Origin of the sequence: Capnocytophaga sp. oral taxon 326 str. F0382 (assembly GCF_000318295.1) — a bacterium.
GTDB lineage: Bacteria > Bacteroidota > Bacteroidia > Flavobacteriales > Flavobacteriaceae > Capnocytophaga > Capnocytophaga periodontitidis.
In genome coordinates this window covers 213,978-233,160 of record NZ_KB291378.1, presented here as the reverse complement: position 1 = coordinate 233,160, position 19,183 = coordinate 213,978, and the positions used below count along the sequence as shown (strand labels likewise).

The 19,183-nt window shown below is 38.8% G+C and carries 25 protein-coding genes and 1 other RNA gene; 17 read left to right on the top strand and 9 right to left on the bottom strand.

Annotated elements, in window-relative coordinates:
* The first annotated feature begins 10 nt into the window (after nt 1–10).
* The 10 genes from HMPREF9073_RS03560 to HMPREF9073_RS03515 all read left to right on the top strand — a co-directional run bounded on the left by HMPREF9073_RS03560 (nt 11) and on the right by HMPREF9073_RS03515 (nt 7,566).
* Nucleotides 11–871, top strand: coding sequence for a PQQ-binding-like beta-propeller repeat protein (locus HMPREF9073_RS03560; protein ID WP_034555249.1), 861 nt, complete (start codon nt 11–13; stop codon nt 869–871).
* Between the two features lie 120 nt (nt 872–991).
* Entirely contained in the window at nt 992–1,345 is a 354-nt protein-coding gene (locus tag HMPREF9073_RS03555; RefSeq protein ID WP_009412624.1) for an MmcQ/YjbR family DNA-binding protein, read from the top strand.
* 69 nt (nt 1,346–1,414) lie between these two features.
* Nucleotides 1,415–1,924 carry a hypothetical protein gene (locus tag HMPREF9073_RS03550; protein ID WP_009412623.1) on the top strand — a complete coding sequence of 170 codons (510 nt, stop codon included), beginning with the start codon at nt 1,415–1,417 and terminating at the stop codon, nt 1,922–1,924.
* Between the two features lie 10 nt (nt 1,925–1,934).
* Complete coding sequence (locus HMPREF9073_RS03545; protein ID WP_009412622.1) at nt 1,935–3,002, top strand: YhcG family protein; 1,068 nt, start codon at nt 1,935–1,937, stop codon at nt 3,000–3,002.
* Entirely contained in the window at nt 2,968–3,396 is a 429-nt protein-coding gene (locus HMPREF9073_RS03540; protein ID WP_009412621.1) for a DUF4279 domain-containing protein, read from the top strand. The genes HMPREF9073_RS03545 and HMPREF9073_RS03540 overlap by 35 nt, the downstream gene beginning before the upstream one ends.
* A gap of 117 nt (nt 3,397–3,513) precedes the next feature.
* Nucleotides 3,514–3,924, top strand: a complete 411-nt coding sequence (locus HMPREF9073_RS03535; protein ID WP_009412620.1) for a hypothetical protein — start codon at nt 3,514–3,516, stop codon at nt 3,922–3,924.
* A complete protein-coding gene (locus HMPREF9073_RS03530) occupies nt 3,921–4,403 on the top strand; it encodes a hypothetical protein (RefSeq protein WP_009412619.1) in 483 nt (160 codons plus the stop codon). The genes HMPREF9073_RS03535 and HMPREF9073_RS03530 overlap by 4 nt, the downstream gene beginning before the upstream one ends.
* 210 nt (nt 4,404–4,613) lie before the next feature.
* Nucleotides 4,614–5,225, top strand: a complete 612-nt coding sequence (locus tag HMPREF9073_RS03525; RefSeq protein ID WP_009412618.1) for a DJ-1/PfpI family protein — start codon at nt 4,614–4,616, stop codon at nt 5,223–5,225.
* Between the two features lie 15 nt (nt 5,226–5,240).
* Nucleotides 5,241–6,392, top strand: a complete 1,152-nt coding sequence (locus HMPREF9073_RS03520; protein ID WP_009412617.1) for an ABC transporter permease — start codon at nt 5,241–5,243, stop codon at nt 6,390–6,392.
* Nucleotides 6,379–7,566, top strand: a complete 1,188-nt coding sequence (locus tag HMPREF9073_RS03515; protein WP_009412616.1) for an ABC transporter permease — start codon at nt 6,379–6,381, stop codon at nt 7,564–7,566. The genes HMPREF9073_RS03520 and HMPREF9073_RS03515 overlap by 14 nt, the downstream gene beginning before the upstream one ends.
* 56 nt (nt 7,567–7,622) lie before the next feature.
* On the opposite strand, the gene HMPREF9073_RS03510 is transcribed toward HMPREF9073_RS03515, so the two are convergent.
* The 6 genes from HMPREF9073_RS03510 to HMPREF9073_RS03490 all read right to left on the bottom strand — a co-directional run bounded on the left by HMPREF9073_RS03510 (nt 7,623) and on the right by HMPREF9073_RS03490 (nt 11,961).
* On the bottom strand, nt 7,623–8,999 hold the full coding sequence (locus tag HMPREF9073_RS03510; RefSeq protein WP_009412615.1) for a DASS family sodium-coupled anion symporter: 1,377 nt from the start codon (nt 8,997–8,999) through the stop codon (nt 7,623–7,625).
* Nucleotides 9,000–9,033: 34 nt separating this feature from the next.
* Nucleotides 9,034–9,564 carry a mechanosensitive ion channel family protein gene (locus tag HMPREF9073_RS03505; RefSeq protein WP_009412614.1) on the bottom strand — a complete coding sequence of 177 codons (531 nt, stop codon included), beginning with the start codon at nt 9,562–9,564 and terminating at the stop codon, nt 9,034–9,036.
* Between the two features lie 3 nt (nt 9,565–9,567).
* A complete protein-coding gene (gene rny / locus HMPREF9073_RS03500) occupies nt 9,568–11,136 on the bottom strand; it encodes a ribonuclease Y (RefSeq protein ID WP_009412613.1) in 1,569 nt (522 codons plus the stop codon).
* A gap of 68 nt (nt 11,137–11,204) precedes the next feature.
* Nucleotides 11,205–11,317: non-coding RNA, 6S RNA (ssrS, locus tag HMPREF9073_RS15435), on the bottom strand.
* 57 nt (nt 11,318–11,374) lie between these two features.
* The gene (locus tag HMPREF9073_RS03495; RefSeq protein WP_009412612.1) at nt 11,375–11,665 is read right to left on the bottom strand and encodes a cell division protein ZapA; all 291 of its coding nucleotides are present in this window, start codon (nt 11,663–11,665) and stop codon (nt 11,375–11,377) included.
* Nucleotides 11,666–11,667: 2 nt separating this feature from the next.
* Entirely contained in the window at nt 11,668–11,961 is a 294-nt protein-coding gene (locus tag HMPREF9073_RS03490) for a hypothetical protein (protein ID WP_009412611.1), read from the bottom strand.
* A 336-nt stretch (nt 11,962–12,297) separates the two neighbouring features.
* Between HMPREF9073_RS03490 and HMPREF9073_RS03485 the strand changes: the two genes are divergently transcribed.
* The 7 genes from HMPREF9073_RS03485 (at nt 12,298) to HMPREF9073_RS03455 (ending at nt 16,862) form a co-directional block, all read left to right on the top strand.
* Nucleotides 12,298–12,867, top strand: coding sequence for a DUF502 domain-containing protein (locus tag HMPREF9073_RS03485; protein WP_009412610.1), 570 nt, complete (start codon nt 12,298–12,300; stop codon nt 12,865–12,867).
* A gap of 162 nt (nt 12,868–13,029) precedes the next feature.
* Complete coding sequence (locus HMPREF9073_RS03480; protein WP_034555243.1) at nt 13,030–13,299, top strand: hypothetical protein; 270 nt, start codon at nt 13,030–13,032, stop codon at nt 13,297–13,299.
* Entirely contained in the window at nt 13,296–13,829 is a 534-nt protein-coding gene (locus HMPREF9073_RS03475; protein WP_009412608.1) for a glycoside hydrolase family 73 protein, read from the top strand. Before HMPREF9073_RS03480 ends, HMPREF9073_RS03475 begins: the two co-directional genes overlap by 4 nt.
* A complete protein-coding gene (locus HMPREF9073_RS03470; RefSeq protein ID WP_009412607.1) occupies nt 13,826–14,269 on the top strand; it encodes a hypothetical protein in 444 nt (147 codons plus the stop codon). Before HMPREF9073_RS03475 ends, HMPREF9073_RS03470 begins: the two co-directional genes overlap by 4 nt.
* Before the next feature lie 193 nt (nt 14,270–14,462).
* Nucleotides 14,463–15,404: a cation diffusion facilitator family transporter gene (locus HMPREF9073_RS03465; protein WP_009412606.1), complete on the top strand. Its 942-nt coding sequence runs from the start codon at nt 14,463–14,465 to the stop codon at nt 15,402–15,404.
* A 58-nt stretch (nt 15,405–15,462) separates the two neighbouring features.
* Complete coding sequence (gene trmB / locus HMPREF9073_RS03460; protein WP_009412605.1) at nt 15,463–16,143, top strand: tRNA (guanosine(46)-N7)-methyltransferase TrmB; 681 nt, start codon at nt 15,463–15,465, stop codon at nt 16,141–16,143.
* Nucleotides 16,143–16,862 carry a 3'-5' exonuclease gene (locus HMPREF9073_RS03455; protein ID WP_009412604.1) on the top strand — a complete coding sequence of 240 codons (720 nt, stop codon included), beginning with the start codon at nt 16,143–16,145 and terminating at the stop codon, nt 16,860–16,862. The genes trmB and HMPREF9073_RS03455 overlap by 1 nt, the downstream gene beginning before the upstream one ends.
* A gap of 6 nt (nt 16,863–16,868) precedes the next feature.
* On the opposite strand, the gene HMPREF9073_RS03450 is transcribed toward HMPREF9073_RS03455, so the two are convergent.
* From HMPREF9073_RS03450 to HMPREF9073_RS03440, 3 genes are read right to left on the bottom strand one after another with little or no spacing between them, the layout of a single operon-like run.
* Entirely contained in the window at nt 16,869–17,639 is a 771-nt protein-coding gene (locus tag HMPREF9073_RS03450; protein ID WP_009412603.1) for a porin family protein, read from the bottom strand.
* 19 nt (nt 17,640–17,658) lie between these two features.
* Nucleotides 17,659–18,447: a porin family protein gene (locus HMPREF9073_RS03445; protein WP_009412602.1), complete on the bottom strand. Its 789-nt coding sequence runs from the start codon at nt 18,445–18,447 to the stop codon at nt 17,659–17,661.
* Between the two features lie 18 nt (nt 18,448–18,465).
* The gene (locus HMPREF9073_RS03440) at nt 18,466–19,182 is read right to left on the bottom strand and encodes a porin family protein (RefSeq protein ID WP_009412601.1); all 717 of its coding nucleotides are present in this window, start codon (nt 19,180–19,182) and stop codon (nt 18,466–18,468) included.
* Between the last annotated feature and the right edge of the window lies 1 nt (nt 19,183).

Here is a 19,183-nt window from a genome sequence, read left to right as displayed (position 1 = left end):
TGAGTAATATATGACAAACTACCATACCTTAAATACTTTTAACAACCCTTTTCGCCATTATAGGGTGGTAGATATTGTCCCTTTTCAGGAGAAAATAGCTGTATTGCAATTTGCCTCAGCTGATGTTTCTAAAAAGATGGTGAAAAACGGAGTGTATGTAGATCGTTATATTCTTGTAGATATCTTTTCAGAAGATTTTACATCACAAAAACGACTTTCTTTCTTTTTTGAGGAAGAAGAAACTTGCTATAATAGTGATGTATACTATTATTGGGAAGACAAACGACTTTTTATGCTCATTGAATACTATAAACTCGGCAACATTTTTGTAACCAATAAAGTATTTGAAATTACTGAAAATGAAGTGATAGAACAATCTTTCTGCGTTATCCCTCAAAAGCGAATTCTCAATGATGCTAAAGTCTATTCTTTTGGAGATAAAGAAGTTTTTATGCAATCTCCCTTTATGATGACCTGCCGAGATAAACAGAACCAAAAAACACTTTGGAAATACAAACTCTCTGCTTATCTTTATACTGAAGTAGAGAATTATAACGATATCTTATATTTTGGTACGGCAGGCAAAGGAGGCTATTTTTATGGAATTTCGTTGAATAACGGACAGATGGTATTTAGTTATAATACGGGACAAACAGTACGCTTTGTACGGAGTGGTGAACATATTATCATAAGTGATAAAAAACAAAAACCTATACTTATCAATGCCTTAACTGGAGAGATAATTCATTCATTAGATATTGGCAAATACACTATTGATTATGAGCAACAAATGCTTTGGTACAAAAATCGTTTTTATGGCATTGTTCGCAATAAGAAAAAAGACCTATCGGTGGTGTGTATCAATATATAAAAAAGTAAATCAACAACAAAAAAATACTGATATTAAAAATTTGGCACACGTGTGTGCTGAATTGATAATGAGGAATGAGCCCCCTCTTACCTCTTATCTCTTATCTCTTACCTAAACAAAATGAACTTAGAAGAACTTAGAGAATATTGCCTTTCCTTGCCCCACGTTACTGAGGATATGCCTTTTGGCGAGGATATTTTAGTATTTCGGATTTGTAATCGTATTTTTGTGCTTACAAGTTTAGAATCAGTACCTTTGCGGGTGAGTCTCAAGTGCGACCCCGAGCGTGCGATAGAACTCCGCGAGCAATACCCCGATAAGATTATAGCGGGCTACCACCTCAACAAAAAACATTGGAATACTGTGCTTTTAGAAGGCTTACCCCCTGCCCTTATCAAGGAGATGATACAGCACTCTTACGACCAAGTACTTGCCAAAGTACCAAAGAAGGAAAGAGAAGCGTTAGGGGTGTAAACTCCGTAATCTTTCTTAGGATTGGGAATATCCGTGATAATTTAGTAAAACAACAAAAATTAATTAAAAATGAAAAAGAAAAAACTTTGGATACTTTTTATCATTACTACTTCAGTATATGCCTATTTGATGTTGGTAACCGTACCAGCTCTTAAAGCAATGGCTGGAGGAATGGATATTTTAGATGTGCCTCCGTTTTATGATGCCTCTTACATTCAAGAGCTACTTAGGCGTTTAGGTGAAGAAGGTCGCCATTTCTATTTATACCGACAAATTCCTGTGGATATGATATATCCCGGTCTGTTTGCTATTACCTACTATCAACTGATACGTTTCTTTTTAGAAAAACTCAACCAAAAAAAGCTCCTTTTCTTATCATATTTCCCAATAATAGGAGGTATTTTTGATTATTTCGAAAATCTTAGTACCATTACAATGCTCACACACTATCCTGAAAACTTATGGATAGAGACCTTAGCGCCCTATTTTTCTCTTATGAAATGTATCTTTGTGGTATTTTCTTGGGTATTATTTTTTGTATTAGGAATTACAACATTCATAAAAACAAGAAAACAATAAAACAACTACAATGAAAGAAACCCCAACTTTTACTTTTGGAGCACAAAACCTCCCTGATAAAGAATACCACCAATGGCTGATAGAAATCAAACAGCGATTTCAACAATCGCAAATCAAAACAGCCATAAAGGTGAATACTGCCCTTTTAGAGTTCTATTGGAGCTTGGGTAGTGATATAGTAAAAATGCAAACCGAAAAGGCTTGGGGTAGTGGCTTTATCAACCAACTGAGTTTGGATTTGAGAGAAGCCTTCCCTGAAGCTACTGGTTTTTCATTAAGTAATATTAAATACATAAGACAATGGTATTTATTTTATTATCAAGAGCTTACAAAAAGCCACCAAGTTGGTGGCTTTTTAGAGATGCCTAAAGATTTTGGTTTAATCCCTTGGAGGCATCACATTGAAATTATATCAAAATGCAAATCTATCTCTGAGGCTCTATTCTACATCAAGCAGACGATCAGTCATAATTGGAGCAGGGTACAATTAGTGCATACCATAGAGAGTAAACTCTTTGAACGACAAGGAAAAGCTATTAGCAATTTCGACACTCAATTGCCTATCCCTCAAGCTAATTTAGCTACTGAACTCCTCAAAGACCCTTATAATTTCGATTTTCTCTCTCTTGCCAAAGACTATTCCGAACGAGAGCTTGAAGAGGCTTTGATGCAGAACATTACTCGCTTTTTGTTGGAATTAGGACAAGGTTTCGCCTTCGTTGGGCGACAAATGGAATTGCGTATGCCCGAAGGACAGAGTTTTTTCCCCGACCTTATTTTTTACCATATCCCAATGAAATGCTATGTAGTAGTAGAACTTAAAGTCACGCTTTTCATCCCTGAATACATTGGAAAATTAAATTTTTATGTAACTGCCGTTGATAAACTCTTGCGCGGAGAAGGTGACAATCCTACCATTGGACTACTCATCTGTAAAGATAAAGACGAATTATTAGTAGAATGGTCACTCACCGATGTGAACAAACCTTTAGGCATCGCCTCTTATCAGATCAAAGAAATCATCGATAACACTATCGCTGAATTTGAAAAAAACAAACTTAAAAACTTTTACGAATAGAATGACACGAAGTAAATTAACTTTTATTGTTTATGGCGATATGTTTGATATAGATGAGTTTTCTAAAATCATAAATATATCCCCTACCGAATTTGCTTACAAAGGTGATAAACTAAAATTTAGGATAAGTACAGAAACATTTTGGCAACATTCATTTAAAGATATTATATCTCTTTATGTAGAAGATAGTTTAAAGCCTCTTGAAAAAATTATAACCACAAGAATTGAGGAAATATCTTCATTTATGCAGAAAAACAATTTAAAATCTATAATGCGTTTTAAAGTTGAAACAAATAAAGAACCTGCTCCAGCAATAGTTTTTGAAAACAATATTATCAATTTGCTAAGCAAACTAAACAGTTCTATTGATTTAGATTTGTATATCTATGATTGATATAAGTCACCAATTACAGAAAATGAAAGAAAGTATAAAACTGCTACAAACTTAAAACCTTATAAACATAGAACAATTAACAAAATGTTTAAAATTTAAAAATATAATTTTGCTCTTGTGAATTACAATATACTTGCCCCTCTATTAATAGCTGTTTTGGCTTGGGCGTTTATACTCATTTGGTTTTCCAAGAAAACCAGACAAGAAAGGAAGAAAAGGCAACAACTTTTAGCCCAGATAAAAGAACAACTCCCTATTCCCACATTCAAAGAGTTGTTACAAGCTTTAGAAGCCTTGAACTATAATCCTGCTCAGTGCTATTTTAAAACAAATACTTTTGAGCAAGGAAATGTAGCTGTGGATAACGCTTGTCTTCTGCAACGAGAAAACCAATGGGTGGTATGCCTTGCCGATACTCGTTTCTTCTGTGATGAACAGTCTTTTGATAGCGAACAAGAAGCCTGCGAAAACTTTGTATATAAATATTTTTTCCTTAGTAAAGAAGAAATTAATTGGTTAAAGCAATGAACACATCTAATTATACCACCAAGTTTGGCACCCTCACTTTCTCACAAAAAGTGGGAGACGAGTATTTTTGGGAGGCTTCATATCAGTGGAAAAGTGATTTCTACAAAAAAACTTTACAGCTGCCTTTTTCTGTGTTTAGCAAAAGTGAAACCCTTACCCCTGATACTATTGCTTTTATTGAACAAATCCTTGACAGCGCAGATAAGTTGGTTGCCAAAGCACTTTCTTATTTTCAAGAACAACTGCTGATAGACTCAGAAGACTTTCATCTTTCGGAAGAAGAAAAACGATTGCTAAGTGTTCCCTTGCAGGAAGTTCCTTTTGAACGCCCGCAGTTCCTGTTCTATGACAACAAAGAATGGATATTGCATTTTGCCGAAGGTGGTTTCAGCTTTTGCGAGCCTTATGGAGTTTCTTTTCATTTTAAAAACAAAGAACCTATCCTAATAGAAAACTTAGAAGATGCTGAAGAAATATAATCAACTTACAATTAAAAACTTTCAAAGAGGCTGTCTGAAAAGTCTCAAAATTGCTTTTGCATCATAAACTTTGTCAAAGTCCCAAAACTTTGATAAATTTTATAAATCTGATAATCAATTACTTTTAGTCACATTGTAAGGGCGTTTTGCAAACGCCCCCACAAAATGAAACTTTTAGGACAACTTTTTTAGAAACACATATAACATCATATGAAAAAAATCATATTCATCATTTTAGACAAGTTTGCCAATTGGGAACTGGCTTATCTTTCTGCTGCCCTTGGCGAAAAACAATTAGGAACAGTACAATACTCTGTTTTGTATGCTTCAACCGATAAAGAGGTGAAAACCTCCATCGGCAATCTCAAAGCCTTACCCGACCTTAGTATCTGGGAAATTCCCGAAGATATTTCGGATCTTGTATTTATTGGGGCTGAAGGTTCGTGGCATAATCTTTCTAAGGAACAAACCTCTCAGCTGGTAACCCTTGCTGAGAAGGTAAAAGCCAATGGCAAAGTATTAGGAGCTATTTGTGATAGTGCACGCTTTTGTGCTGTGAATGGTTTGCTGAATGATGTAAAGCATACCACTAATACTTTTGATGAGATAAAAGATGCCGCACTTTATACCAATGGCGAAAATTTTGTACTTACCGCCAATGAAGCCGTAACTGATCACAAGATAGTAACCGCCAAGGGGGATAGTGCATTGCATTTTGCGGTAAGTGTACTGCGTGCTTTAGGCGATATCCCCGAAGAGAATATACAATTTTTCTATACCCTACACACCAAAGGCTTTCTCAAAGCTATTCAAATGAACTAATTTGCTAATTATACTATGAAATATTTTAAAACCGAATGCAAAAACCTTTTCCTATCACCCAAACGACTGTTTTACGTTTTGGTGTTTCCCTTGGTTATCTTTGGGTTCTTTGCGGCTATTTTCTACAAAGGAGTACCCCGCGACCTGCCTATGGCGTATATCAATTACGACCAAAGTCAGCTGTCCGAAAACCTTTTGCGTATGCTCGATGCTACGCCCAATATTGACCTGAAAATCAAACTCACCGATGAACAAGAAGCCCAACGACTTATCCAGCAACAGCAGATAATGGGCTTTATCGTTATCCCTGCCGATTTTCAGCAGAAACTTTTCAAAGGCGAAAACCAATCAGTGATTTGCTATACCAATAGTCAGTTTATGCTCGGGGCAAGTCTTATCCAAAAGGATTTTCAAACTACTGTAGGAATGTTCTCTGCCGGACTGGTGATGAAAAAGAAAATGCAAAAAGGGCAACAAACCGAGAAGGTACGTGCCGAAGCTCAAACCGTAAAGGTAGACGACCACGGATTGTTTAACCCTTATGCTAACTATGCCTATTACCTGCTCACAGCACTTTTACCTATGATGCTCCAAATGATTGTGATGATGGTAACTGTGTATGTATTAGGAGTAGAATTCCGTTACCGCCAAGGGAAACAGTGGCTCAAAAAGGCAGGCGGCAGTCCGCTAAAAGCCTTGATAGGCAAACTCTTGCCTTATACTTTAGTGCTCCTCTTTGTCGCGTGGTGGATGAACTATCTCCTTTTTGGGCTTATAGGCGCACCCCTCCACATCCCGATGTTCAACGTAGTGCTTATCACCTTTGCTTTAGTCATCATTTATCAAATTATCGCGATTACACTCGTCTCTCTCCTGCCTAATTTTAGGTCAGCACTCACCATAGGCAGTGGTTTTACAGCGATTGCCTTCTCATTTGCCGCTTATACTTTTCCGATGGAAGGATTGCCAAAGAGTATGCAGTATTTAGCGCAAATCTTCCCCTATGCTCATTTTATGAAATACTACGTAAATCGTGCGATCAAAGGGATACCTGTAGAGATGACGTGGCAACCCCTTTTAGCCTTATTGCTCTTCGGCTTATTGCTGATAGTTGCCTACCCTATGTTTGTAAAGAAAATAAAATCAGGAGGATATGAAACAATTTAGAAGTTATATATATCAAAGTTCAGCCGACTTCACCCGTGCAATGCTTTGGGAAGCCAAATACATATTCCGCGACAAAGCGGTGTTCTTTTCGTTTGTTATCGTAGCGGTGGTAGTCTCTTTCTTGTACACCTACCTCTATTCCGAAGAAACGCTACAAAAGCTCCCTATTGGAGTAGTTGATGAAGATAATACAGCGCAAAGTCGCCAGCTATTGCGTATGATAGATGCCAATAGTGGCGTGGCTATCTACAGCAGCTATCTCAACCTCAGCGAAGCAGAAAAGGCTTTTCAGCGCGAGCAAATACGCGGTATCGTAACCATTCCTAACGGTTTTGCACGCGACTTACAACGCGGGGAACAACCCGCCATATCAGTCTACGCCGATGCCTCGTATATGCTCTATTACAAGCAAATACTCACTGCAGCGAAACTCTCGGCTGCCTACCTCAATGCGGGCGTGGAAATGAAACGCTCTTCAGCTCAAGGCAAGCTCCCTACCCAAGCACGTGAGGAAGCAATGCCTGTGAGTGCTAAAGTAGTGAGTTTGTACAACCCTTCATCGGGTTATGCTACTTTCCTAATCCCCATAGTGTTGGTAATTATTTTCCAAACCACCATTCTCACAGCAGTAGGCATTTTAGGAGGTACAATGCGCGAAGGTAACAAGCTACGCAAAATATACCCTAATTCGCATAACTTCTGGGGCGCACTACCTATTGTAATGGGTAAAGCTACTACCTATTTAGGATTTTCAACCGTAATTTTGCTCATTATCTTAGGAATTATAATGCCATTGTTTGGCATTCCAGTACGCAGTTCAATGGTCAGCACCTTGGTATTTATGATACCTTTTATCCTTTCGATAGTGTTTATGGGGCTTTGTCTGCTCAACTTTGTACGCCGCCGTGAAGATGCGATTATGCTCATTATGTACACCTCGTTGCCATCGGTAATGCTCACCGGCTTTTCGTGGCCCTCAGTAGCAATGCCACAATGGCTAAATATCTTTTCGTATATCGTGCCTACCACCTTAGGGGCAAAAGGATTTATTTCCATCACCCAAATGGGGGCTCACCTCACTACCATTATGCCTTATTGGTTGGGAATGTGGGGACTCTGTTTAGTGTATTTAGTATTAGCAACTTTCACCCTAAAGAAGGTTTTGAATAAGTAAGAGATAAAAGAAAAAGCTGCCTGAGCACAATGTTCAGACAGCTTTTTTAGTATCTCCTATAATTTGTCATTCCAAAAGAAAAAAGCTACTACCGATATAAAGATAATACAAAGTATATTCAGTACAAAACCAGCTTTCACCATATCCTTCTGACGCACTTTACCGGTACCATAAGCAATGGCATTAGGCGGAGTCGCAACGGGCAACATAAAGGCACAAGATGCTCCTAAACCTATGATGAGTGAAAGTCCTAACGGATTGAGCCCCATATTTTCGGCTACCGAAATGAAGATAGGCACCAAGAGAGCAGCACTGGCGGTATTGCTGGTGAACTCGGTGAGGAAGATGATAAAAGTAGCCACCACAACTCCAATGACAAAGTAACTACTATCAGAAATGAGGAATTGCACCGAATCTACGAGTGCTTTGCTCGCTCCCGATTGAGTGAGGATTACACTTAATGAAAGTCCACCACCGAAGAGCATTAGCACCCCCCAATCGGTGTTTTCTTGTATTTGTTTCCATTCGGCAACGCCAAACAAACACACAAACACGGCAGCAATCATTGCTACCACAGCATCAAAATCTTTTATTTTTTCGATATGTAAGAAAGAAGTAATCACCTCATTGATTACATCGCCAAATATCCAGCAAAGGGCTGTAATTAAAAAGATGAGAATAGTGAGATACTGTTTAGTATTCAGTTTTTCAGTCATTGCTTCACTCTCTATCTTGATATTCAGCTTAGGGCGAAATACCACATACATTGCTCCAATCATCAGAGGGAACAAACCTAAAACTGTAGGCATACCATAGCGCAACCATTGGGCAAAAGTGATGTCCAATTGAGAAGCGACAATCGCATTAGGTGGGCTACCTACCAAAGTACCCATACCACCTATACTCGCGCTGTAAGCAATCCCCAATATCACAAAGGCATAGGTACCTTTATTAGTTTCATAGTCAATGTTTTTGAGCATTCCCATAGCCAAAGGGATAATCATCGCGGCTGTAGCTGTATTGCTAATCCCCATAGAGAGAACAGCGGTAACCAATAACAAAAGGAATACTGCTACCATAAAATTCCCTTTCGCCAAAGAAATCACCTTATGAGCGATATATTGGTCGAGTTTTTGAACACTTAAGGCTGTAGCAATGGCAAAACCACCAAAAAACAAGAAGATTGTAGGGTTTGCAAAAGCCTGTAGCGCACTTTTAGTATTCTCTAATCCTAAAAGTATTGCCAATACAGGCACTAAAAGTGCCGTGACAGTAATATGTAAGGCTTCAGTAAGCCATAAAATTGCTACAAAGGCAAGTAAAGCCAAACCTTTTTTAGTAGGTTCTTCATAAGGAAGAAACCAATAGAGCAAGAGCCCTATCGCTAATGCGATGGCTATAATAACAGAACGTTTGATGTATTTGGTTAGCATATCAATTAGGTTGTTTTAGTTATTTACAGTGGTATTAGGATTTTAGTTTTACTGCGTATTCCTCTTCCGAGACAATTACAATTCCTTTTTGTAACAAAAGATTGTTTGGCAAACTTATCTGTTCACCTTCGGCAGTTTTCAATAGCGTATAAAACGATTTGATATCTATGATTTTAGCTTCAATAGGAAAATCTTTATCTAAAATCTTGATAGTATCGCCTATTCTAAACGGAGAAGAGAAAAACACAATAATGCCTGCTGTAATATTGCTGAGTATAGACCACTGAGCAAAAAAAGCTACTCCTATTACAGTAAGGACTGAAGTAACAAACAAGAAGAGTTGTTCAGTTTTTATTCCCCAAATAGAGACAATAGTAAGAATAGCCAACGCATAGATAAAATAATCTATATATTTTTTAACCAAACTCGTACGACTCACCCCTAAGCCCGCTCTTTTGCCAAACTTTTCGATGATAGAGTTCACCAAATAGCGCAAGGCAGTGAAAACCACCAATGCAATGGCAGTAGCAATGATTTGGTATATGTAACTTTGTATATAGGTCATACGCTATTTTGCTATATTCACAGCACGAGTTTCACGGATTACCGTTACTTTCACTTGACCTGGGTAGGTCATATCAGTTTGGATTTTTTGTGATAAGTTGAATGATAGTTCTGCGGCTTTATCATCGGTTACTTTTTCGCTTTCTACGATTACGCGCAACTCACGACCCGCTTGAATAGCATAAGCTTTCTTCACACCTTGGAAAGTGAAGGCTGCATCTTCGAGGTCTTTGAGACGTTGAATGTACGAATCGAGTACTTGGCGACGTGCTCCAGGACGTGCTCCACTAATCGCATCGCATACTTGTACGATAGGTGAAAGCAATGAAGTCATTTCTATTTCGTCGTGGTGAGCCCCAATAGCGTTGCACACTTCGGGTTTTTCACCATATTTCTCTGCCCATTCCATACCGAGGAGTGCGTGAGGGGTTTCGGTTTCCACTTGTGGCACTTTACCTATGTCGTGCAGAAGTCCGGCACGTTTAGCGAGTTTAGGGTTCAAGCCTAATTCGGCTGCCATTACCCCGCAAAGTTTGGCTACCTCGCGTGAGTGTTGTAAGAGGTTTTGACCATAAGAAGAACGGTATTTCATACGACCTACACATTTCACTAATTCAGGGTGTAATCCGTGGATACCGAGGTCGATTACAGTGCGTTTTCCTATTTCAACGATTTCTTCTTCTATTTGTTTGGTAGTTTTTTCAACTACTTCTTCAATACGTGCAGGGTGGATACGACCATCGGTTACGAGTTTGTGCAATGAGAGGCGTGCAATTTCGCGGCGTACTGAATCGAAGCAAGAGAGGATAATTGCTTCGGGGGTATCATCTACAATAATTTCGACCCCAGTAGCGGCTTCGAGGGCGCGGATGTTACGACCTTCACGACCGATGATACGACCTTTCACTTCATCGGATTCGAGGTTGAATACTGATACACAGTTGTCTACTGCTTCCTCAGTGCCTATACGCTGTATGGTATTAATGATGATTTTTCGAGCTTCTTGATGAGCGGTGAGTTTAGCTTCCTCAATAGTATTTTGGATATATGCCATTGCATCGGCTTGAGCCTCACTGCGAAGAGAATCGGTGAGTTGTTTTTTAGCTTCTTCGGCGGAGAGTCCGGAAATAACTTCGAGTTGTTGCACTTGGCTTTTGTGTAAACGTTCGATTTCTTCTTGTTTTTTGTCGAGAGTTTGGAGGCGGAAATCAACTTCTTCAGTTTTCTTTTCCAACTCGTCTTTCAGGCGTTTGTTTTGAGCTAACTCATTGGATACTTGTGATTCTTTATCACGGATACGTTTTTCAGCCTCTGCCATTTTTTTATCTTTGGCAGCGATTGTTTTTTCGTGTTCGGCTTTTAGTTCGAGGAACTTTTCTTTAGCTTGGATGATTTTGTCTTTTTTAATGTTTTCGCCTTCAACTTTAGCACTTTTTAGAAGAACGTCGGCTTCATTCTGAGCGTTGAGAATAATTTTAGAGGCGTTCTTCTTTTCCAGCACTTTGGCGATAGCAAACCCTATGGCAAGGGCGATAATAAAAACTGCAATACTTATAATAACTGTACTATCCATCTTGTTGATTTAAAAAAATAAAATATTAATATAAAAAAATGCCTATATTGATTAATGTGTTTCACGTAAAACTCTGAAAAACAGGTTTAGGGATACTCAGTAGGTCAAGTATCCGGCAACTGAAAGACCGGCGCGCTTTAGCTACTGTAACTCACCCTTTTGTGAAATGTTAATGTTGAGTTTACCGAAAGGACAATCAATATAGGCAGTAAGTTTTTGTATGTAAATGTACGTGCTTTTACCCTATTTGATTTAGGGTGTTGTATACCTTTTGCAGGGTATTTTTGAGGGTTTCATCTTCTTGGTTTTCATTGAGGCGAGTTTGTTCTATTTGTCGTGCTAAGGTGATAGCGCACATAGCCAACCCGTCTTGTTTATCACGCAATTGATAAATGGTTTCAAACTCTTGAATCATATCATTTATTTTTTTTGCGGCTTTTCTAAAACCCTCTTCTTGGGTAGGTACAATGGTAAGGGGGTATAGCCTATCGGCTACAGAAAGTTTGATTTTCAATTCGTCCTGTTCCATTGTTATTGTTTTGTAAGCTGAACGATACACGCGTCGATTTCGCGTATAAGGGTATTGATTTTCAGTTTAGTTTCTCTCTTGTGTTCTTTACTGCCTAATATACGGTTAGCAACAGCGAGTGTTTCGTTTTTTTCTTTCAGTGAAGTGATTGTGCTCTGAAGCGATGTTTTTTCACTGCGAAGTTGTTCAATGGTTTGCTTTAATTTGCCATTTTCCTCTCTAATACTTTGAAATTGGGCTTGTAGGGCAATGGCTTTTTCGTTTAATAAGGCTACCAATTGTTTTAAATCACTCATCGGAATAGCAAACTTTGTATATTTGGGGCAAAAATACAATAGTTTTTTTAAAAAAGCAATTTTTTTAGTAAAGAACGTAAGTTCAACTTGATAAAAATATACCTAAAATAATGTATGTCAAATAAATAGATAGTTTTACTATTTTTGAAGGGGCTTACAGATTATACGGGCTTTGATACAGATAATCTTTAATTATCAGTTTATTCAACTTTGGCAAAGTGTAGTGATAAAATAATTTTACGAAACTTAATTCTATTATTAGCCATATCCCCTCTCAATAAAAATTTCTCTGTTTAGAAAATTAGTACTACTTTTGCACTCTAACACTTACAATTAATGAAATTTAGTACTTTTATCAAATATTTTTTCCAAGGAATCCTTATTATCGGTCCCTTGAGTGCTACTATTTGGATTATTTGGTCGATATTCAGGAGCGTTGATAACCTCGTCCCCGATCTCTCTAAGGCTTACCCAGGTTTAGTGTTCGTATTAGTGTTATCAGGTACAGCAATTATCGGATTTATAGGTAGCCGACTCATCTTAGGAAAACTCTTAGTCAGTTTGTTGGACTATCTGGTAGCGCATATCCCTGGCGTAAAAGTTATCTATTCTTCTATCAAAGAGGTATTAGCATCGTTTGTTGGTGATAAACGCAAGTTTTCCAATCCCGTATGGGTTCGTGTAAACGAAACTCCTGAAGTATGGCGCATAGGCTTCCTTACTCAATCCTCAATGGATTTTGCTAATCTTGAGGGGATGGTAAGTGTATATTTGCCCCATTCATACGCTATTTCGGGTTGGGTAATTGTTACTTCTGCCGAGAATGTAAAACCCGCCGAAGGCTTTACTGCCCAAAAAGCGATGGAATTTGCTCTAAGTGGCGGAATCACAACAATTAATAAGTGATTAACTAATAAAACAATAATTAACAATTAAAGGCGCGAGCTATGAGCTCGCGCCTTTTTTATCGCCCCATTCCTCTACTGTTACAACCCTGTAACCCCCGGTTACAACTATTTGCCCATTTCTTCAGAACTCCTCAATTTTGCACCACAAATCAAAAAGAAAATGGAACTCCTCAAAGAACAATTCATTACCTTTATAGGGCTCTTGCTCTCTGGCTGGGTAGGCTGGCTCTTCGGCCGACCAAAACAACGCGTCGAACTCCAATCTAACGAATTAGACAATGTTGATAAGGCAATTCACATCTACCGCGAAATGATTGACGACTTAGGTGTAAAATACGCCAAAGCCATTGCCGACCTCAATGAGGCTAACCAACGCATCAAAGAACTTGAGTCTTCTATCGATAACCTTTTAAAACAACTTAGAAAATGACAAACAACGAACAACAAATCGCACATTTTGTAACTACCTACAAGCCCTATGCTTTAGAAACCGAACGAAAAACGGGCATTTCACACCTCTTTATTTTAGCACAAGCAGCCTTAGAAAGTGCTTGGGGAACACACGCTCCCGGTAATATGTTCTTTGGCATAAAAGCTAAACCTAATACGCCCACCGAGGAACGACAACTCTTGCTAACTACCGAAATCCTCCCTTGTGATTGGCAAACTTATCAGCGCAACCCTGCATTACAAAAATTCCCCGAAGTACTAAGCGTTACCAAGCGTCCTGATGGCAAATACACCTATAAAGTAAAAGACTGGTTCAAAAAATACCCCTCTCCCGAAGCCTCTTTCACCGATCACGCCCTGTTTTTCCTGCACAATCCTCGCTACGCAGAGGCTCTAAAGGTCAAAACCGACCCTTACTTATTTGCCGAAGCTATCGCTCGTGCTGGTTACGCTACCGCCCCCGATTATGCTACCCAACTCAAAAAAATCATAAAACAACTATCAAAATGAAACAAATCCTCTTTTTATCGCTTTTTTCACTTCTGCTATCTTGTAAAACGCACAAAATCAAACAAACTGAAACTCTCCAAATGCGTGAGCAACTTAATAGCCTCTACCAGCAACAACACGCCGTATTACACAGCATCGAATGGCTCAACAGCCTGCAAGAAGTGCATCTCACTCTTGAATCGTTTAAGGATAGCACGGGGCGTACCCAAGTACAACTCCACAGCACTACCCGTCTAAAACGCCTGCGTGAATACACCGATAGTTTGCAACAAAATGAGGTACTTCATCTACGACAAAGAATCCTACATTTTCACAAACACCAATCGTTCAAACAAAAAGAACACAAATTTGAGTTATCTCCTAATAACTATTGGCTTATTGTACTCGTTTTGGTAGCGATTGCCTATTACCAATATAAAAAACGTATTCTAAAGAAATAGAAAAAACTATTTACACCACCCCTCCCACCTCCGAGATTTTCCAAGATTTTCCAAGTTTCTCTGAGACTCTCCAAAACACCTCCAGCGGGGGGTAGGCTTTGAAAAAACATCTCTAAATAGAGATTATTTCTAAATAAATTTGTACCTTTGCCCCAATTCTTATCTCTTATCTCTTACCTAAAAAAGAAGTATTATGGAACATTCACACAACCACGACCACGATCATCACCACGATCACCATCACCACCATACAGTAACCGATCTAAGTGCTCTCAATCGCGCTTTCTACATAGGTATTGGGCTCAATTTGCTCTATACCCTTATCGAATTTGTAGTGGGTTTTAAAGTCAATTCATTAGCGCTTATTTCCGATGCAAGTCATAATCTGAGCGATGTTGCTAGTTTAGTGATTTCACTCATCGGAATGAAACTTGCTCACCGCGCTGCTACCCAGCTATATACCTATGGCTACAAAAAAGCATCTATCCTCGCTTCACTTATCAATGCGGTATTGCTGATGTACATCGTGATAAAAATCTTTATCGAAGCCTTTGAACGCCTTTCCAATCCTCCCGAAATGGCTGGAGCTGCTATTGTGATTACAGCTTTTATAGGGGTGATTATCAACGGGCTATCGGCTTTCCTTTTCTATAAAGGTCAAAAAAACGACATCAATATCAAAGGGGCTTTCCTACACCTCCTCCTCGATGCTTTAGTATCGGTAGGGGTGATTATCTCAGGTGCAATTATGTACTTCACAGGATGGTATATCGCCGACCCTATCAGTAGTTTTATGGTGGGTATCGTGATTCTCTTCTCTGCTTGGGGACTCTTAAAAGAAAGCGTAAAACTCATTTTAGACGGCGTCCCTCAGAATATAAACCAAGCTCACATACAACAATTGATAGAACAACATCCAATGGTAGAAAGCGTGCATCACCTCCATATATGGGCACTGAGCAGTGCTCAAAATGCCTTAACAGCCCATTTGGTACTCAAAGAATGTATTACTCTAAAAGAATTTATGACCATCAAAGCTGAACTAAAACACTCACTCTCTCACGAAGGAATTACCCACAGCACTTTTGAAATAGATCCCGAAAATTGCCACTGCAAAGAAGAAAACTGTAATTAAAAAAATATTGCTATCTTTGCCGCCCTAACACTTTTCACTATTCACTTTTCACTTACCTATGGGAAGCAAAAATAAACTCAAACGATTCGAAGAAAATAAAACCTTTGCTAATGTAATTCAGCCCTCACGTGACGAACTCCTCACCGATGCTTTTGCCTATAAAGGACGTTGGAATGAACTCTATTTCAAAAACAACCACCCTATAGTTTTAGAATTGGGCTGTGGCAAAGGCGAGTATTCAGTAGGATTAGCAAAACGTCATCCCGAGAAGAATTTTATAGGAATAGATATCAAAGGAGCGCGCTTTTGGCGAGGAGCTAAAACTGCTATAGAAGAAAATATCGCCAATGTAGCTTTCCTCCGCACTCAAATAGAACTCATCGAAAAATGCTTTGCTTCAGGCGAAGTGAGTGAAATATGGATTACTTTCCCCGATCCGCAAATAAAATATAAACGTACCAAACACCGCCTCACAAACGCCGATTTTCTCGCACGTTACGAGCGTATCCTCGCCCCCGATGGCTATGTGCACCTCAAAACCGATAGTGAGTTTATGCACGGTTATACCTTGGGCTTGTTACACGGAGCAGGACATAAAGTGCTTTATGCCAATCACAATATCTACAACAGCGATGGCGTACCCCCAGAAGTAACCGAAATTAAAACCTTCTACGAACAGTTCTATTTAGAACAAGGCAAACCCATTACCTATATTCGCTTTCAGATAAAAAAACAGTAATGCTTCACAAACTCAATTTAAACGACATACTTTTTTTGGATATAGAAACTGTACCATTACACGAACAGTACAGCGAATTATCGGCTGAAACTCAAATGCTTTGGGAAGAAAAAACGCGTTACCAACGCAAGGAAGAGTTCTCTGCTGAAGAGTTCTACGACCGCGCAGGTATTTGGGCTGAGTTCGGGAAAATTGTGTGCATATCAGTAGGGTATTTTTCATTCAGGCATCAGCAACGCACCTTTAGAGTAACCTCGTTCACAGGTGAAGAAAAGAATTTGTTAGAAGATTTCAGCAGATTAGTAAACGAACATTTTTCACGCCCTAATAAATTGTTTTGCGCCCATAACGGCAAGGAATTCGATTTTCCATATATCTCCCGCCGTATGATTATCAACGGGATAGAAATTCCGCAAAAGCTACAGCTCTTTGGCAAAAAACCTTGGGAAATCCCTCATCTTGATACGATGGAAATGTGGAAGTTCGGCGATTACAAACACTATACTTCACTGAAACTCTTAGCTCATATTTTGGGCATACCCTCTCCTAAAGACGATATCGATGGCAGCGAAGTGCGCAATGTGTTCTACAACGAAGGTGATATCGATCGTATAGCTACCTATTGCGAAAAAGATACCATTACGGTCGCGCAAATACTTCTGCGCTTCCGCAACGATACCCTTTTAAACGATGATGAAATCCTGATTTTAGGACACTGATAAGCGTTATTCCCCCTCTTTTACTTCTTGGGGTGCAGGCTCTTCTTTTACCTCTTGGTATACTGGTTCTTCACTTGAAGGATATACCGACTCTTGAACATTAGGTTGTTCATTCTTGTTTTTAGAGAGTTTTAAACCTGCACCTATAGAAATAGCAATATAGTAACTTTTAGCATCTTTAAAATAAAGATGAGGAATGTATTCTTGATTAGTAAGGGGGGTAAGGTTCGTAGAAAAACGAGCATCTACGGTGAAAATCCATTTAGGAATCTCCCACATCACTCCTCCACCTACGTGGAAACTAAGTGAGGCTTGGTTGAAATATTGTGTCATATTAAACTTCTCACTGTTCTGTTTTTCAGAATACGATGCCAAAAGCAAGATTTTAGGAGCTAATCCTATTTGTCCAAAACCTCTAACCCACTTTTTACCCTCAAATTGTAATAAGAAAGGCATTTCTAAGTAATCAAAACGAATGTGACGGCGGTCTTGCAATTTTAAATCAGAGCCTTCAGGGCGATACGGAATCGCCTCGCGCTTATACATCAACTCTATTTGTGAAGCGAAATGAGTTTTGAAGGGTATTCGCAAGAATAACCCTGAGTTCACTACGCCTGTTTTTCCAAAATACTCCACATTATACCCCTCCATCGATTGTATGGGTGTAATAATCGTAAAAGTACTTGCAGGGCTATTGATTTTCACCCCTATCGCAGTTTGCGCAAAGCTAAATGTAGTAACACTCAAAAAAATGATGATGATTAAAAAACGTTTCATAATATATTGAGTTAAAAAACTAAAATTCTTGTTCTTGTGATGTATTCACCTCAGCAGGAATACTGTCATTAGTAATTGTTGGGAGCTCTTCCTGAGGAATAGCCCTTTCTAAAGGCAATGCCTTCTTTTTAAAAGGTTTGTAACCTGCTCCTAAAGAAAACGCAAAATAATAGCTTTGTGCCTTACTGAAATCAATATCAGGGGTGTTCTTTTTAGAGGTAAGTGGTGTAAGGTTGGTAGCGAGTCTTCCATCAGCAGTAAAAACCCAATCTCTTCTGTTCCATAAAACACCTCCCCCAACATTTAAATTGAGAACAACCCTATTAAAAGAGCTCGTAACATTACGGTCGCCTTTTTCTAAAACTGCAGAGTACTTTGCTGAAGTTAAGAATTTAGGAGACACTCCTAATTGAGCAAACCCTCTTACGGTGCGTTTTCCTTCCCATTGTAACAAGAAAGGAACCTCAGCATACCAAAATTCGTATGTTCCACGATCAGAGAGAAGTTCTTCTATTGTTTCCTCTTGATGAAAAAACCAAACCCCTTCACGCTTGAACAACACTTCGGTTTGTAGTGCCCAATGTGTTTTTAGGGGTATTCGCATAAAAGCTCCTATATTAAAAGCCCCTATATAAAACTCACCAAAAATACCTCCTCCGTTTCTAATCCCCTTAGGTGTATTTGCAATTTGATGTTTCATTACATTAACTGCTACAAACGGATTAGCAACTTTCACCCCTACGGCTATTTGGCTATAGCTAAATGCCGAAATACTTAAAAGCATAGCAGTAATTAAAAAACGTTTCATAATATCTTTAGTGAAAGATTATTCGGTTATAGGTTCTTTATTTACCTCTTCAGTAGGAGTTACGACTTCTTCAGTAGGAAGAGTATTATTTTTCTTTTTAGAGAGTTTGTAGCCCGCACCTAACGAAATGCCAAAAACAAATGTTCTCGCTTTATCAAAATTGATATATTCTGTACGGCTTCCCGATGCTAAGTTCGTTATATTAGCAGAAAAACGGGCATCAACTGTATAAATCCATTTAGGGCGCTCAAATAGCACACCTCCTCCAATATGTCCCATCAACATCACTGTATTAAATTGGGAACTCCCTCCGTAAGTAACATTTTTAGAGGCATCATAAAAAGCAGAAGAGAAGAGAATTTTAGGTGAAAAACCTACAAAACCAAAACCTCTAAACGCTTTCTTACCTTCGTATTGTACTAAGAAAGGCACGTCCAAGTATTCAAATCTATAATAAGAATCTTTGTTGCTATTCTCTATTCTAAAACGCACAGCTTCGTGCTTAAAAAGCAATTCACTTTGTAATACCCAACGCTCTTTTAGAGGAATACGAACGAATCCTCCAAGGCTAACAAAGGCATTGTAGGTTTTCAGATCAACATTGGCTGTTGTATATAAAGGAGTTATTAAGCTAACAACCGACAGTGGGTCGGTTACTTTTACCCCTATCGCAGTTTGCGCAAAACTGAATGTAGTAACACTCAAAAAAGCAATGGTAATTAAAAAACGTTTCATA

Bases quoted from the DNA above. Each gene is read 5' to 3' on its own strand.
- HMPREF9073_RS03560 (WP_034555249.1), top strand. From the start codon at position 11: ATGACAAACTACCATACCTTAAATACTTTTAACAACCCTTTTCGCCAT.
- HMPREF9073_RS03555 (WP_009412624.1), top strand. From the start codon at position 992: ATGAACTTAGAAGAACTTAGAGAATATTGCCTTTCCTTGCCCCACGTT.
- HMPREF9073_RS03550 (WP_009412623.1), top strand. From the start codon at position 1,415: ATGAAAAAGAAAAAACTTTGGATACTTTTTATCATTACTACTTCAGTA.
- HMPREF9073_RS03545 (WP_009412622.1), top strand. From the start codon at position 1,935: ATGAAAGAAACCCCAACTTTTACTTTTGGAGCACAAAACCTCCCTGAT.
- HMPREF9073_RS03530 (WP_009412619.1), top strand. From the start codon at position 3,921: ATGAACACATCTAATTATACCACCAAGTTTGGCACCCTCACTTTCTCA.
- HMPREF9073_RS03525 (WP_009412618.1), top strand. From the start codon at position 4,614: ATGAAAAAAATCATATTCATCATTTTAGACAAGTTTGCCAATTGGGAA.
- HMPREF9073_RS03520 (WP_009412617.1), top strand. From the start codon at position 5,241: ATGAAATATTTTAAAACCGAATGCAAAAACCTTTTCCTATCACCCAAA.
- HMPREF9073_RS03515 (WP_009412616.1), top strand. From the start codon at position 6,379: ATGAAACAATTTAGAAGTTATATATATCAAAGTTCAGCCGACTTCACC.
- HMPREF9073_RS03510 (WP_009412615.1), bottom strand. From the start codon at position 8,999: ATGCTAACCAAATACATCAAACGTTCTGTTATTATAGCCATCGCATTA.
- HMPREF9073_RS03505 (WP_009412614.1), bottom strand. From the start codon at position 9,564: ATGACCTATATACAAAGTTACATATACCAAATCATTGCTACTGCCATT.
- rny (WP_009412613.1), bottom strand. From the start codon at position 11,136: ATGGATAGTACAGTTATTATAAGTATTGCAGTTTTTATTATCGCCCTT.
- HMPREF9073_RS03495 (WP_009412612.1), bottom strand. From the start codon at position 11,665: ATGGAACAGGACGAATTGAAAATCAAACTTTCTGTAGCCGATAGGCTA.
- HMPREF9073_RS03490 (WP_009412611.1), bottom strand. From the start codon at position 11,961: ATGAGTGATTTAAAACAATTGGTAGCCTTATTAAACGAAAAAGCCATT.
- HMPREF9073_RS03485 (WP_009412610.1), top strand. From the start codon at position 12,298: ATGAAATTTAGTACTTTTATCAAATATTTTTTCCAAGGAATCCTTATT.
- HMPREF9073_RS03480 (WP_034555243.1), top strand. From the start codon at position 13,030: ATGGAACTCCTCAAAGAACAATTCATTACCTTTATAGGGCTCTTGCTC.
- HMPREF9073_RS03475 (WP_009412608.1), top strand. From the start codon at position 13,296: ATGACAAACAACGAACAACAAATCGCACATTTTGTAACTACCTACAAG.
- HMPREF9073_RS03470 (WP_009412607.1), top strand. From the start codon at position 13,826: ATGAAACAAATCCTCTTTTTATCGCTTTTTTCACTTCTGCTATCTTGT.
- HMPREF9073_RS03465 (WP_009412606.1), top strand. From the start codon at position 14,463: ATGGAACATTCACACAACCACGACCACGATCATCACCACGATCACCAT.
- trmB (WP_009412605.1), top strand. From the start codon at position 15,463: ATGGGAAGCAAAAATAAACTCAAACGATTCGAAGAAAATAAAACCTTT.
- HMPREF9073_RS03455 (WP_009412604.1), top strand. From the start codon at position 16,143: ATGCTTCACAAACTCAATTTAAACGACATACTTTTTTTGGATATAGAA.
- HMPREF9073_RS03450 (WP_009412603.1), bottom strand. From the start codon at position 17,639: ATGAAACGTTTTTTAATCATCATCATTTTTTTGAGTGTTACTACATTT.
- HMPREF9073_RS03445 (WP_009412602.1), bottom strand. From the start codon at position 18,447: ATGAAACGTTTTTTAATTACTGCTATGCTTTTAAGTATTTCGGCATTT.
- HMPREF9073_RS03440 (WP_009412601.1), bottom strand. From the start codon at position 19,182: ATGAAACGTTTTTTAATTACCATTGCTTTTTTGAGTGTTACTACATTC.